At 65.3% G+C, this 14,202-nt stretch carries 16 protein-coding genes; all 16 read left to right on the forward strand.

Annotated elements, in window-relative coordinates; genetic code table 11:
* Window positions 1-2 precede the first annotated feature (2 nt).
* The 16 genes from atpD to ABFD92_14695 all read left to right on the forward strand — a co-directional run bounded on the left by atpD (window position 3) and on the right by ABFD92_14695 (window position 14,169).
* Complete coding sequence (gene atpD / locus ABFD92_14620) at window positions 3-1,433, forward strand: F0F1 ATP synthase subunit beta (GenBank protein ID MEN6505770.1); 1,431 nt, start codon at window positions 3-5, stop codon at window positions 1,431-1,433.
* A 63-nt stretch (window positions 1,434-1,496) separates the two neighbouring features.
* Complete coding sequence (locus tag ABFD92_14625; GenBank protein ID MEN6505771.1) at window positions 1,497-2,006, forward strand: nitroreductase family protein; 510 nt, start codon at window positions 1,497-1,499, stop codon at window positions 2,004-2,006.
* Window positions 1,990-2,442: a F0F1 ATP synthase subunit epsilon gene (locus ABFD92_14630; GenBank protein MEN6505772.1), complete on the forward strand. Its 453-nt coding sequence runs from the start codon at window positions 1,990-1,992 to the stop codon at window positions 2,440-2,442. Before ABFD92_14625 ends, ABFD92_14630 begins: the two co-directional genes overlap by 17 nt.
* Window positions 2,443-2,447: 5 nt before the next feature.
* On the forward strand, window positions 2,448-3,371 hold the full coding sequence (gene hemC / locus ABFD92_14635; GenBank protein MEN6505773.1) for a hydroxymethylbilane synthase: 924 nt from the start codon (window positions 2,448-2,450) through the stop codon (window positions 3,369-3,371).
* Window positions 3,372-3,918: 547 nt separating this feature from the next.
* Window positions 3,919-4,350, forward strand: coding sequence for a prepilin-type N-terminal cleavage/methylation domain-containing protein (locus ABFD92_14640; protein MEN6505774.1), 432 nt, complete (start codon window positions 3,919-3,921; stop codon window positions 4,348-4,350).
* Window positions 4,351-4,470: 120 nt separating this feature from the next.
* Window positions 4,471-4,944 carry a hypothetical protein gene (locus ABFD92_14645; protein MEN6505775.1) on the forward strand — a complete coding sequence of 158 codons (474 nt, stop codon included), beginning with the start codon at window positions 4,471-4,473 and terminating at the stop codon, window positions 4,942-4,944.
* A gap of 1 nt (window position 4,945) precedes the next feature.
* Complete coding sequence (locus ABFD92_14650) at window positions 4,946-5,626, forward strand: prepilin-type N-terminal cleavage/methylation domain-containing protein (GenBank protein ID MEN6505776.1); 681 nt, start codon at window positions 4,946-4,948, stop codon at window positions 5,624-5,626.
* Window positions 5,623-6,726 carry a LamG-like jellyroll fold domain-containing protein gene (locus ABFD92_14655; GenBank protein ID MEN6505777.1) on the forward strand — a complete coding sequence of 368 codons (1,104 nt, stop codon included), beginning with the start codon at window positions 5,623-5,625 and terminating at the stop codon, window positions 6,724-6,726. Before ABFD92_14650 ends, ABFD92_14655 begins: the two co-directional genes overlap by 4 nt.
* A gap of 21 nt (window positions 6,727-6,747) precedes the next feature.
* The gene (locus ABFD92_14660; protein ID MEN6505778.1) at window positions 6,748-7,038 is read left to right on the forward strand and encodes a hypothetical protein; all 291 of its coding nucleotides are present in this window, start codon (window positions 6,748-6,750) and stop codon (window positions 7,036-7,038) included.
* Between the two features lie 77 nt (window positions 7,039-7,115).
* Window positions 7,116-7,631 (forward strand): GspH/FimT family protein, encoded by a 516-nt coding sequence (locus ABFD92_14665; GenBank protein MEN6505779.1) that lies wholly within the window; start codon window positions 7,116-7,118, stop codon window positions 7,629-7,631.
* Between the two features lie 79 nt (window positions 7,632-7,710).
* Window positions 7,711-8,847 carry a pilus assembly protein PilM gene (pilM, locus tag ABFD92_14670; GenBank protein ID MEN6505780.1) on the forward strand — a complete coding sequence of 379 codons (1,137 nt, stop codon included), beginning with the start codon at window positions 7,711-7,713 and terminating at the stop codon, window positions 8,845-8,847.
* Window positions 8,822-9,487, forward strand: a complete 666-nt coding sequence (locus ABFD92_14675; protein MEN6505781.1) for a PilN domain-containing protein — start codon at window positions 8,822-8,824, stop codon at window positions 9,485-9,487. Before pilM ends, ABFD92_14675 begins: the two co-directional genes overlap by 26 nt.
* Window positions 9,488-9,508: 21 nt before the next feature.
* Window positions 9,509-10,090 (forward strand): type 4a pilus biogenesis protein PilO, encoded by a 582-nt coding sequence (pilO, locus tag ABFD92_14680; protein ID MEN6505782.1) that lies wholly within the window; start codon window positions 9,509-9,511, stop codon window positions 10,088-10,090.
* Window positions 10,087-10,737 (forward strand): hypothetical protein, encoded by a 651-nt coding sequence (locus tag ABFD92_14685; GenBank protein MEN6505783.1) that lies wholly within the window; start codon window positions 10,087-10,089, stop codon window positions 10,735-10,737. Before pilO ends, ABFD92_14685 begins: the two co-directional genes overlap by 4 nt.
* A 75-nt stretch (window positions 10,738-10,812) precedes the next feature.
* A complete protein-coding gene (locus ABFD92_14690) occupies window positions 10,813-12,855 on the forward strand; it encodes a secretin and TonB N-terminal domain-containing protein (GenBank protein MEN6505784.1) in 2,043 nt (680 codons plus the stop codon).
* A 75-nt stretch (window positions 12,856-12,930) separates the two neighbouring features.
* Window positions 12,931-14,169 (forward strand): tetratricopeptide repeat protein, encoded by a 1,239-nt coding sequence (locus tag ABFD92_14695; protein ID MEN6505785.1) that lies wholly within the window; start codon window positions 12,931-12,933, stop codon window positions 14,167-14,169.
* Window positions 14,170-14,202 lie beyond the last annotated feature (33 nt).

Raw genomic sequence — 14,202 nt, forward strand, 5'->3', positions numbered from 1 at the left:
CGATGGGCAACAACGGACGAATCGTTCAGATAATCGGGTCCACTTTTGACGCCCTGTTCGAGCAGGACCAGGTGCCCGCGATCTACAACGCGCTGGTCGTCGAACACGGCGACGGCGCCACGCCGGTCCACCTGACCGGCGAAGTGCAGCAGCATCTCGGCGGCGGACGCGTGCGGTGCGTGGCCCTGGGCAGCACCGACGGGCTCGTGCGGGGCATGCCCGTCCGCGACACCGGAAAGCCCGTCGAAGTGCCCGTCGGCAAGCCCGTGCTGGGGCGCGTGTTCAACCTGCTGGGCGAACCGATCGACGGCAAGGGCCCGGTCAAGGCCGACCAGTACCGCTCGATCCACGCCCCGCCGCCGGATTTCGAGTCGCTGACGCCCAAGAGCGAGCTGTTCGAGACGGGCATCAAGGTCATCGATCTGCTGGCCCCGTTCGTGCGCGGCGGCAAGACGGGCCTCTTCGGCGGGGCCGGGCTGGGCAAGACCGTCATCATCCAGGAGCTCATCACGCGCATCGCTACGCGCCACGGCGGCTACAGCGTCTTCGCCGGCGTCGGCGAGCGAACGCGCGAAGGCAACGACATGTGGGTCGAGATGCAGGAAACGGCCCTGGGCAACACCGGTCAGAAACTCATCGACCGCACGGCCATGGTCTTCGGTCAGATGAACGAACCGCCCGGGGCTCGCCTCCGCGTGGCGCTGTCGGCGCTGACGATCGCCGAATACTTCCGCGACAGCGGCGCCGAGACGCTGTTGTTCATCGACAACGTGTTCCGATTCAGCCAGGCCGGAAGCGAAGTCTCGGCCCTGCTGGGACGCATGCCCTCTGCCGTGGGGTATCAGCCCACGCTGGCCACCGAAATGGGCGAACTGCAGGAGCGTATCACCTCGACCAAGCGCGGGGCTATCACGTCAGTGCAGGCGGTGTACGTGCCCGCCGACGACATGACCGACCCGGCGGCCGCCACGGCCGTCACGCACCTGGACGCCTTCATCGTGCTGGAGCGGTCGATCGTCGAGAAGGGCATCTATCCCGCGGTGGACCCGCTGGCGAGCTCCTCGCGCATCCTCGACGCGAACATCGTCGGCGAGGAGCACTACCGCACAGCCCGGCGGGTGCAGGAGATCCTCCAGCGCTATCGCGATCTGCAGGACCTCATCGCCATCCTGGGCGTAGACGAACTGAGCGAGGAAGACAAGAGCACCGTCGCCCGAGCCCGACGCATCGAGCGGTTCCTCTCCCAGCCGTTCCTGGTCAGCGAAGTCTTCACCGGAAAGCCCGGAAACGTCACGCCGCTGGCCGACACCGTCCGATCCTTCAAGGAAATCTGCGACGGAAAGTGGGACCACCTGCCCGAACAGGCTTTCATGTACGTCGGCGCCGTCGAAGAAGCCGCCGAGCAGGCGGAGAAACTGAAGAAACAAGAGTAATCAGTAATCAGTAATCGGTAATCAGTAATCAGTAATCGGTAATCACGACGAGGCATCCGGATTATGGACTTCTACGACGTCATCCAGCGGCGCTGCAGCGTGCGGAAGTACCAGAACCGCCCGGTCGAGGACGACAAGCTCACGCGCATCCTCAATGCCGGGCGACTGGCGCCCTCGGGACGCAACCGCCAGGAATGGAAATTCGTCGTCGTGCGTGAGGAGGACACGCGGGCGGCGCTGGCCGCGGCCAGCGAACAGCCCTGGTTGGCGCGGGCGCCGGTCATCATCGCCGTGGCGGGGCTCAACCCCGACCGCGTCATGTCCTGCGGCATCGCGGCAGACCCCGTCGACTGCGCCATCGCCATCGATCACATGGTGCTGGCCGCCACGGCAGAGGGGCTCGGCGCGTGCTGGGTCGGGCATTTTTCGCAGGAAGCCTGCTGCCAGATCCTGGACGTGCCTGCCACCGCCAAGATCATCGAGATGCTGGCGATGGGCTATTCTGACCAGGCCTGTGCGCCCAAGACCCGCAAAGGACTCGACGAGGTAGTCTCCTATGAGCGATTCACATGAGATGAAAATCGAGCACCCCGAGCGGCTCAAACCGTTCCACTGCGAACTGCTCGTGCCCGACGCCAAGATCTGCGACGTGCAGGCGGTCTACGCGGTCTTCCCGCTCATCGACGGGCTCATGGGCGTCCTGCACGGTCACGCCCCGATGATCGGACGCATCGGCGGCGGGGCCATGACCCTGACCGGACCTAACGGGCGGCTGTGCCAGTTCTACGTCGCCGGCGGATTCGTCCAGATCACCCGCGAGAAGGTGACACTGTTGGCCGAAGAGTGCATCCCCGCCGACAAACTCGACCGCGAGGTCGTCTGGCAGGAACTCGAGGCCGTGCGCAAACGTCCCGTCACCACGGACGAAGAAGAGCAGGAACGCCTCCAGGCGATGGCCGCCGTGCGCGTCAAATTCCGCCTCGCCCAGCGAACCGCCAAGGGCAAGTAGCATCTATGGGCGAACAACCACAACACCTCCGCATCGCCACGCGCGGCAGCGAATTGGCGTTGGCCCAGGCCGCCGCCGTGGGCGAGGCCCTGCGGCAGTGCCATCCGGAACTCTCCACCGAACTGGTTGTGATGACCACCCGCGGCGACCGGGAAAAGGGACCCTTGGCCGACGTCGGCGGCAAGGGGCTGTTCACGGCCGAACTCGAAGCGGCTTTGCGCGGCGGCAGAGCACATCTGGCGGTTCACTCGGCCAAGGATCTGCCCGCGGCGATGGATGAGGATCTGGTCATCGTCGCGGTTCCGCCGCGCGAGGACGCCCGCGACGCCCTGGTCAGCCCCGGCGGTTGTGCCGCGGCTGAGCTTCCCGCCGGGGCGCGGGTGGGCACCAGCAGCCTTCGCCGCAGTGCGCAGGTGCTGGCGATGCGCCCCGACCTGACGATCGTGCCCCTGCGCGGCAACGTGCCCACGCGCGTGCGGAAGGTGCTCGACCTGCGCCAACTCGATGCCGCCGTGCTGGCCATGGCCGGGCTCATCCGCCTGGGCGCCCATAATGCCCACCGCGCCAACATCCATCCACTGACGCTCCAGGAATGTACCCCGGCGGCGGGGCAGGGGGCCCTGGCCTTGCAGTGCCTGGCCGCCTCGGAGGCGGCAGAGATTGTTCGCGCCATCGACGACGCCCCCAGCCGCGCCGCCCTGGAGGCCGAACGCGCCGTCCTGCGGGCACTTGGCGCCCAGTGCAATAGCTGCCTGGGCGTTCATGTTGCCCCCGGGCAGGGGCGATGGATGGCGATGGGAATGGCCGCCCGGGCCGACGGCAGCGGGATGATCCGTCTTCGCGAAGAAGCCCCGAGCGCCGCCGCCGCCGGCGATGCGCTGCTCAAGGCCCTGCTATCAAACGGCGCCCAGGAATTGCTCGCCTCGTAACCCTCCACAGGTGCCGGGTGCCATGGCGGCTATCCATCCATCCACCCATCCATCCATCCATCCATCTCTGCATCGGGCGGAATTTTCGTCCTGAGGATTTGCCCCGCCGCCAAAGCAATCGTACGTTCCCGGCAGTGATTCGTTGCGCCCCATGTGAAGGTGATTGCGCCACGTTAAAACTGAAAAAGTTTCCCCGCCCTTAATCAAGCCGCTCCCCTGCCGAACCGATGACCTGTGTGGGTCAGTTTTGCATAAGGAAGCGGTTGTTGTTGGCGGATGGGAAAGACGGCCTGACGGAGGAACACGCGACGCTGGACTATGCCCTGAAAGGAGGTGGTCGGGTAAGGGCAGCAGGCAAAGCGCCGCTCCAGCAGTGTCCCCCTGTGGTCGTCATGCCAGACAAGAACAACAGCCATCGGTATGGCTGTCTATACCGGGCCGGTGGGTCCGGACAATGACAACCCGAGCAAAACGTATTGACAGAGCCGAGGCTATGTAGAGCCCGGCACCACCCTTAGAAAACACTGGATTATCGGAGGTCATTGTAATGAACCGCAAGCAATCGGCATTCACCCTGGTTGAAATCCTGATCGTGGTCGTGATCCTGGGCATTTTGGCCGCGATCGTCATCCCGCAGTTTACCGACGCCGGCAACGACGCCCGCGCATCGGCCCTCAAGAGCGACCTGCAGACCGTTCGCAGCCAGCTCGCCCTGTACAAGGTGCAGCACCTGGACTCGTATCCCGCCGCTGCAACCTTCGTCACGCAGATGACGACCAAGACCGACTCCTCCGGCGCCGCCGGCGGCACGCTGGGCGCCTATCTGCAGACCTTCCCCGCCAATCCCTACAACAACCTCAGCACGGTTGAAGTCGAGAGCGGCACGGCGGGACTGGGCAACGGCAGTCACGGCTGGCACTTTGACACCGCCACCGGAATGTTCGCTGCCGACGACAGCGCCGAGCACGGCGCCTGGTAAGTCCTGACAGGCAGTAACGCACACGTGAGGCCGGCCGGGACCGCCGTCAGGGCGCGTTCCGGCCGGCTTTCATGAGGGTCCTGAACTATGCGGCGGCGCGGACGACATCGAGCGAGGGGCATGACGCTGCTGGAGGCGCTGCTGGCCAGCACGATTCTGGCCGCCTGCGCCTTTGCCGTCACCACGCCCTTCGCCGCCAGCGCTCAGAACGACCAGACGCAGCAGCGCTGGACCCTGGCGACCTGCCTGGCGCAGGAAATGATGGAAGAAATTCTCAGCAAACCTTTCAAGGACCCTCAGGGCTCCGTCGCCTGCGGACCCGACAGCGGCGAAGGGTCCCGGATGCAGTTCGACAATGTCGACGACTACCAGGGTTTCACCGAAACCGCCGGACACATCGCCGACGCCGCCGGGGCGGTCTGCGCCAGCGACGCCGCGGCCGGTCTGAGCCGGCGTGTGACCGTGGAATACGTCTACCTACCCGGCCAGCAGACGCAGCATCCGGCGTCGTTCGCGCGGGTGATCGTCGAGGTGCGCCACCTGGACGTGCCCGTCATTACCCTGACGCGGCTGGTTTACGACATGGGCCAATAGCATGAACGCACTCGATTACCCTCAGCGATGTCCGGCGGCGCGGCGGGGCTTTACCCTGGCCGAGCTGATCCTGGCGTTGGCCACCACGGCGATGGTCGCCACCGCCGTGGCGGCCATGAGCGTGGCCCTGTCGAACGCCGGTCAGAGCAGCCGCGACCAGCAGCTCTGCATGCAAGAGGCGCGCGTCGCCATGCGACAGCTCGAAGACGTCACCCGCAAGGCCAAGCTGATCACCGCCTGCGACAGCCGCCGCGTGGCGCTGTGGATGTCCGACGCCAACAACGACGGGCAGATCAACATGACCGAGATGGGCGTGATCGAGTGGAACAGCGCCTCGGGCGAGGTGCGCCTGTACCGCATCGTCTACCCGGCGAGCTGGGGGCAGTGGCTGCAAACGTACATGGACTACACGGTCGATCTGTTCTATTTCGTGGGCATCAATAACGCCACGGCCAACGTCACCTCGTCCTATTACGCCCAGTCGACCCTGCTGGCGTCGAACGTGTCGTCGTTCAAGGTCAGCCCCTCCCCCGCACCGCCGGCGAGCAATCTCTTGAGCATCGAGATGACCTTGGGCAGCGGCGCCGAGACCACCACGCTGCGAACGGCCGTTCAGATCCGCGGCGACAAGACGGCCTCGGTATATTCCTACGGTGGATTGTATTACCTGGCGGCGCCATGAAGAACTTCAGCACATATCGGCGGCGGCGCGGCGGCTTCGCACTGGTGATGGTGCTGATGCTGGTGGCCGTGGCGGCTACCATGGGCATGGCCTGCCTCAGCGCCAGTGGGATCGAGATGGCCGGCACGGAGAACCTCCGCCGCGCGGCCCGGTCGCGTTACCTGGCCGAATCGGGCGTTTTCCATGCCCTGGCCCTGCTGCAGCGTGACCCCGACGCCCCCGCGGCTATCGGCGGACACGCCTCGACGTCCTATTCCGCCGACAGCACCGGCGACACTTACGCGTACACGGTTTCCGGCGGAAGCAGCGGGCGATACACGCTCACTGCGTCGGCCAACAGCGGCGGCGTCTGCCAAGCCGTCGGTATGACCATCAAGCTCAGCAGTTCGTATCTGACCGACCTGATCGCCAAGGGACCCCTGACGTACTGGCGGCTGGGCGAGGGCAGCGGCGCGACGGCCGGCGAGGTCGTCCGTGGCGCCAATGGAACGTACTTCAATACAGGTTACGGCGAGACCGGCGCCTTGGCCGGCGACAGCAACCGCTGCGCCCGCTTTAACGGGGTCAGCAGCTATGTGAAGATGCCCAACTCGTCGCTGTATCAGGTCGCCAACGGCACGTTCGTGCTCTGGTTCAAGCCGACCACCCTGCCCCAGACCGCCGCATTGTTCTCCAAGAATAACAACAAGGAACAGGCGTACGACGACCAGTTCGAAATCCGCCTCGACAACCAGGGGCGCGTTGGCGCCGAGTTTACCCGCTATCGAATCGCCCACGGTCTCAGCGGCGGCACGGTGCAGCTCAACCAGTGGCACTGCGTTGCCGTCACGTTCGGGTCGGGGGGCATGAAGCTGTACGTCGACGGGGTGCTGGTGGCGAGCAACAGCTACACCGGCGGTCTGCAGGGCAATGCCGACCCGATCATCCTGGGCGCCTCGGCGTCGAGCAGTCCCGTCTGGCAGGGTTGGCCGCTGCGAGACTATTTCCGTGGGCAGATCGACGAAGTGGCCATGTTCACCACGGTCAAATCGGCGCAGCAGATTCAGCAAATATACGATGCCCAGGCCGCCGACGTGACGATTATCAGTTGGGACCGATAACACCATGAATGGAGTACGACCATGACTGGCAACCGCAGAGACGTTCGAATCCGAGTGGACCGCTACACGCAAGTGTGCCTGACCGTCATCGCCGTGCTGTTGACGGTGCTGATCGTGGGTCTCTGGGCGGACTTCACGCCTTCCGCCCGCTCGGCCCGGGCCGCCGACGATGCCACTGCCGCCGAGGCGACCAAGCAACTGCTCGAAGCGCAGAACAAGACCACCGCGGCTATCGAAAGGCTGCCCGACGTGCTCAGGAGCGGCGAGGTCAAGGTGCAGGTCATGAAACGTCCCGCACGACCGGAGGAATGATGCAGCATCCGGAGGGAACAATCTATCGTGGCATGGGCGTCTCGCCCAGGCTCTTGGGTGGCATGGGCGTCTCGCCCATGCTTGTGAATGATCCGGAACTGCACGGGCGGGACGCCCGTGCCACTCGAGCCTTCACCATGGTCGAGATCCTGGTCGTGGTTATCATTCTGGCCATTGCGGCGGCCATCGTCGTGCCCATGGCGATTAACACGGGGGATCTGCAGGCCGCCAGCGGCGCCCAGATGCTCACGGCCGACCTTCAGTACGCCCAGAATATGGCCATCACCACCCAGCAGCCCGTGACGGTGACGTTCAATGCTACCGCCAACAGCTATACGCTCTCTAACGCAAGTGGCACGTTGATTCATCCGATTAAAAAGACGGCCTACGTCGTCGACTTCGACACGACAGACGGGCTGTCGAACCTGAGGCTGATTTCGGCCTCGTTTGCGTCCGCGCCGACGGTGACGTTCGATGAACTCGGTGCGCCGAACAATGCCGGAGTCGTGACGTTGCGGGCGGGGGCTTCGATCCTGCGGGTCAATGTGGCCGCCGCGACCGGGCGCATCACCGTGACGGCAGCGGGGTCGTAGTACTGCAGGTGGCACAGGCTTTCCAGCCTGTGTTGGGCACAGCCTGGAAAGGCTGTGCCACCTGGAATGGAGGAAGGGAATGTTTGGAGCCCTGATCAAACGACATTGGCCCATCGGCCTGGACATCGGCGCCGACAGCATCAACATGATCCAGTTCCGCCGCGCAGGCACGACCACGGCCGTCAACGCCTGCGGGCGATACCGCTTCGCCGAGGGGGAAACGCAGAGCCCCGCCCTGCGTCGCAAGGCCATCGTCAAGGCCGTCCGCGAGATGTTGCGGCGCGGTTTCCAGGGGCGGTCGGTCATCACTTCGCTGTCGTGCAGCGACCTGGCGATCAAGAACATCCGCGTCCCCCATGGCGAAGATATCCATGACGCGGTCGTTCGCGAGGCGCAGCAGCGGTTCAACTTCGATATCGGTCCCGACCAGTTGCGGTATCTCGTGGCCGGCGACGTTCGCAACGGCAACGAAGAGCATACCGAAGTGCTGATGCTGGCGGTGCGCGAAGAGACGGTCCGCGAGCTGCTGGAGACTCTCGCCGAGGCGGGGTTGAGCCCGCTGCACATCGAGCCCGAGCCGGTGCCGATGTTCCGCGTTTTCGAGCAGCGCCTGCGCCGCCGGGTCGACGAGGAAAATGTCAGCGTCATCGTCGACATCGGCTGCAGCGGCACGCGCGTCGTCGTCGCTCGCGGACGCGACATTATCTTCATCAAGGTCATCGACATCGGCGGGCGAAAGCTCAACGAGGCCGTTGCCAGGCAACTGAACCTGACGACCGCCGAAGCGGCCGACATGCGCATGCGCAGCGGTCGCCCGCACCGCCGGGGCGATGACGCCGCCGGCGAGGGCGAGTCGCTGAACTGGACGCTCTACGACGCCGTTCGCAGCGAGGGCGAGGCCATCGCCCGCGAGGTCGCCCTGTGCCTGAGGTACTGCTCGGTGACGTTCCGGGGCCTGCGTCCCGAGCGGGTGATGCTGACCGGCGGCGAGGCGCACGATGCGTCGCTGGTGCGCCTGCTGGGCGAGCAACTCAACGTCGAGTGCCAGGTCGCCAGCCCGCTGCAGGGCGTCGATCTGTCCGGGGTGGATCTCGGCGGCGAGCGGCGCGGAACCCTGCCCGAGTGGGCCATCTGCGCCGGATTGGCCATGAGGGGAATCGACCTTCGCGATGACAGCCAGGAGACCGGTCATGATCGACGTCGACTTTCTGCCTGAATGTGTCGTCCAACGCCGAATCCGGCGCAACCGCCTGATCTGCCAGGCGAACCTGCTGGCCATCGCCCTGGCCGGATTTGTCGCGCTGGGGTTCCAGTTCGAGCACTTCATCCAGAAGGCCGCCGCCGAGCAGTCTCTCCAGCGCGACCGCGTCGCCAACGTCCGACAGCAGCTCGTGCTGCGAACGGCGCTGGAAAAGCAGGAAGGGGAACTGCTGATCAAGCAGCGGATCAATCAACTGCTGGGCAGCCGCATCAACGCCAGCGACGTCATGAGCGACCTGGACCGCATCCTGCCCCCGTCGGTCACGCTGACGAGCCTGAGCCTGGAGCCGGCCGAAATCAGCATGCCCGCCACGCCGGCGCGGGTCGCCGGACCGACCCCCGTCAGCGGCGCTGCCCCCGTCGAGAAGACTGTCAAGCGACTGCGCGTGGTCATCACCGGCGTCGCCTCGACCGACGTGGCGCTGGCCAACTTCATCGGTCAGCTCTCCGCCTGCCAGACGTTCGAGGATGTCTCCATGGGCTACGCTCGAACGGTGATTCTGCTCAAACCCCTCTCGTCGGAAAAAGACAAGGCTCCGAAGATGGAGAAGCGCGCCGCCCGGGCCTTCCAGGTGAGCTGCTACATCGTCCGCTAGCGAGGACCAATGATGCCACAGATGTTGCGTGAAAACTGGATCGTGCTGGCGCTGCTGGTGGGAGTCTCCGCCGGCGCCTGCCTGCTGGTGTACGTGCCTCAGAAGAAACGGCTCGATGCCATCAAGGGCGAGATTTCAGCCGGCAAGACCGAGATCGCCGACCAGGCGGCCAAGACCGCCTCCGTGCCCGAGCTGCTGTGGCGCGTGGACACGATGCAGAAGCAGCTCAGCAAGTTCGATCGCCGTCTTCCCCAGCGGCGGGAGCTGGACGGGTTCCTGCGGGAGATCAACTCGCGCCTTAGCGACGCGGGGCTGCGCGACGCCCTCATCGAACCGGGCAACCCTCTCAAGGAAGGACTCTTCAACACCCTGCCCATCATCATGCGATTCCGAGGCTCGTACCTGTCGCTGGCCAACTTCCTGGAAGGCATCCACCACATGGACCGCATGGCCTGCGTCCACAGCCTGCGGATCGCCCAGGATCGCGCCAACGACGTCGCGCACGGCGCCCGTGGCGAGGCCGAGAAGATCGTCGGCGACACAACGAAGCTGGACATCGAAGTGCAGTTGAACATCTACTTCACGAGCGACGCCCAAATATGAACCCCAAACGACAATCCGCCACTGCGCAGCCGCAGGGACTCGTAGCGGAACTGCTGCGGGACAAGAAGAAGACCGCCATCCTTGCCGTCCTGGTCGTCGTCGGGGCGGTCATGGGCCTCAGACTCATCGGCAAGGACGGCCCCGCCGTGGCGCAGGCCCAGGCGGTGGCGGTTCCGGCGGCGGACGCCGACGGCGCCGCGGTGATCCCCAAGGCCCAGGACATCCTCAAGACCATCGAGCAGCGTAAGACCAATCGCGACCGCGTGCGCGTCTTCAAGCGGGACCTGTTCGGCATGAACGAAGACCTCTTCACGCTCTTGGAATCGCCGGTGGCCCAACCGGCGCCGGCGAAGCGCCCGGTCGGACCCGCGTTCGATCCGGACCTGGAGTTGAAGCGTCGCACCCAACGGGTCGAGCAGGAGGCAAAATTACTCTGTTTGCAGATCACGATTGTGTCCGATAACCCTACTGCGATCATTAATGGCGATCCCTTTGGAATCGGTGATTCGGTCTGCGCCGTCGTCAAAGACAGCGACGCAAGCGAAACCAAAGCCGAGTTCAAGATCGTCCGTATTGGTGCGAAAGTTTGCACCGTGGTGCGCGACGGCGTGTCGGTCGAGTTGCGGATGAAAGACGATAAACCCTGATTTCTCCGCCGCCGACGCCCGCTCGTGCGGGAGAACGGCGCAGCGCGACCGGACTTCCATGGAAGGAGATTCGATATGGCGCTCTCATGGACGAGAACCGTCCGGCGTTTCGGGCGCATCCTGCTCGTCGCCGTCGCAACAACCCTGGCCGTCATGGTTCCCATCGTGTATGCCCAGGATGACGAGGCGGAACCCGTCTGGCCCGCCCCCGGGGCCACCAAGGGCAAGCCCCGCATCTATCCCGCCACCCCTTCGGTCATTCCCGCTGCCGCCGCGGCGACCCAACCGGCCCAGACCGGTCCGGCCACGCGAGAGGCTCGCGTGCAGCCCCCGGGCACCTTCAGCGCGTTCTATCGCGGCAGCGACTTGCGAAGCGTCCTGCAATTGCTCAGCACGCAGGGGCGGCGGAACATCATCGCCACCCCCGAGGTGCAAGGCACCGTCACCGCCGACCTCTACGACGTCACCTTCAAGCAGGCCCTGGACGCCATCCTGGGCGCCAACGGCTTCGTCTACGAAGAAAAAGACAACTTCATCTACGTCTATACCCCAAAGCAACTGGCCGATATCCGCAAGGCCCAGCAGAAGATCCGCACGCAGATATTCAACCTAGCGTACATGACGGCCGCCGACGCCCGCGTGCTGCTGACGCCGGTGATCTCGAAGGACGGGATCATCGCCGTGACGCCCCCGGCGCAGGTCGGCATCGCCGCCAGCGCCACCGACGCCGGCGGCAACAGCTATGCCACCCGCGACATCCTGGTGGTGCGCGATTATGAAGAGAACCTCCAGCGCATCGCCGACCTGCTCACCGAACTTGACGTCAAGCCCGCGCAGGTGCTGATCGAGGCGACAATCCTGGCCGCCACGCTTGAAGAGACCAACGCCCTGGGCGTCAACATCAGCGTGCTGCGCGGGATCGACTTTCAGGACCTCGGCGCCTCGGTCGCCACGGTGGGCCCCGCCGGCAATGCCGGCAGCAGCCCCATCACCTCCGCCGCCCTGGCAGGCGACGCCGGGGGAACGCTCCGCACCGGATTCGCCGACGTCACCGGCGGGCTCTCAATCGGAATCCTGGGCGACCGCATCGCCGCCTTTATCAGCGCCCTGGAGACCGTCACCGACACCACCGTGCTGGCCAACCCCAAGTTGCTGGTCATCAACAAGCAGCGGGGCGAGGTGCTCATCGGACAGCGACAGGGCTACCGCCAGACCACGCAAACCGACACCACCATCAGCGAGACCATCGAGTTCCTCGAAACCGGCACGCGGATGATCGTGCGGCCTTACGTCGCCCGCAACAACTACATCCGGATGGAGATCCACCCGGAAGAGTCGGCCGGCAGCGTCGACGCGGCGACGGGACTGCCTTTCAGCACCACCACGGAAGTGACGTCGAACGTCATGGTGCGCGACGGGCACACGATCGTCATCGGCGGTCTCTTCCGCGAAGAAACGCAGAACGCCCGCAACCAGGTGCCCCTGGTGGGCAACATCCCCGTGCTGGGGACGCTGTTCCGCCGCACGGCCGACACCGTCCGGCGCCGCGAAATCATCGTGCTGCTGACGCCGCACATCATTCAGCAGGAGCCCGACGAGCAGGTCGGCCAAGCGATGAAGAATGACGTCGAGCGGTTCCGCGTCGGCGCCCGCAACGGGTTGCAGTGGTTCGGGCGCGAGCGTCTGGCGGAGTGCCACATGCGCTGCGCTAAGCAGTCGCTCACCGAAGGCAACTACGGCAAGGCATTGTGGAGTCTGGATCTGGCCCTGTCGCTTCGCCCGCGGATGCTCGAGGCGATCCGCCTTCGGGAGGAGGTCACCGGTCGGGCGTACTGGGCGGGTCACGCCAGGCATTCCAGTGCAAAATATGCCGTTGAGCAGATGATCATGCAGGAATTGGGGCGGCCTTACGAGGGCATCGTTCTTCCGGACAAACCCCTGCGAAATGAGCTTATTCCGCCGGATGTGCGGCAGAAGATCGGCGCCGGTCCGCAGTACGTGGCGCCGCTTCCCGGTCCGCGGGGGCAAGTGATCAGCCCGCCGCCGCCGACGCCGCAATTGAAGAAGAGCCTCCCAACTGCCGATGTCAAGGATGCACAACCGTCGCGCCGCAAGTGACGTCCAGCCGTTGCCGGACAAGCGGCGCGGTCCCGCGCCGCGGAAACCCCGGCTGCGGGAAAGTGAAGGTATTTCATGAGTCCATCACGTTCAGCACGCATCGCACCCATGCTGGCAGGGGTGGCGTTGGCCGCGGCCGCCGCGTTCACGGCAGGCTGTCCGTCCAATCACACCGCCGGTCAGGACGAGGCCAGGCAAAAGGCCAAAGCGCGATGGAACACCGTTCGCGCCGACGTGCTGTGCGGCGTGGCAGCGGACAATCTCCGCGCCGGGCGTCTTGACGCCGCGCAGGCCAAGGCGGCCGAGGCCCTGGCCATGGAACCCAATTCCATGGCGGGTCTGCTGGTGATGGGGCGAATCGCCCTGGAGCGAGGCCAGTACGCCCAGGCCCTCAAGACCCTCGATCAGGCCCGCGCCATCGATCCCAAGAACGCCGCGGCGGCGTACTATCTTGCCGTCGCGCTGGAAAAGAGCAATCGACTCGATGAGGCGCTTCAGGCATACCGCCAGGCGTACTTTCTCAATGACGCCAGCCTCGACGCCGTCAAAGGCGCCGCTGAGGTCATGGTCGCGATGGGCCAGCCTCGTCAGGCCAAAGCCTACCTCGGCGGGTTCATGCCCCGCGCCGAAGGCGACGCCGGAATGTATGAACTGGCCGGACGCCTCGCGCAGTTGTGCGGCGACCCTGCCGAGGCGGCAGGACACTTCGTCAAGGCCCATGACATCGACAGCGCCAACATGCTCTATCTGGAAAAGCTGATCGAGGTCCAGTTCCTGGCCGGACAGTACGACAAGGTCCTGGCCTCGATACGCGACCTCAAGCCCTCCGAGCATTACAGCCCGCCGGCGACCATCTACGTCATGCAGGGCGACAGTTGCCTGGCGCTGAGGCGGCCGAACGAGGCCTTGGCGGCATACAAGACCGCAACGACCGGCGCTGCCTCGCTATGGGCGGCGTGGTCGGGCGTTTCGCGGGCCGAGCTGGCGCTGTCGCGCCCGGCGGAGGCGGTGGCGGCGGCGCGGAAAGCTTACGAGTTGGATAAGGACAACCCCGACAGCACGTTGCTCGTCGGGTACAGCCTGGTTCGAGCCGGGCGCACGGTCGAAGCGATTGCGTGCCTCAAGCAGGCCATCGCCCAGCGAGGCAATGATGCCACGCTGCTGTGCGTTTTGGGGCGTGCCTACGCTGCCGGCGGCGACGAGTTGGAAGCGACGCGATGCTACACCGCGGCGCTGCGCAGCGAACCCGGCAACCGGCTGGCCAGCGAACTGCTGAGCAGCACGGCACGGAAGGACAAAGTGGAGACGCGTTAGCGGTTCGGCGCTGTGCCCGGGCATGGGCGAGAC

This window comes from Planctomycetaceae bacterium (assembly GCA_039680605.1).
Taxonomy (GTDB): Bacteria; Planctomycetota; Phycisphaerae; order SM23-33; family SM23-33; genus JAJFUU01.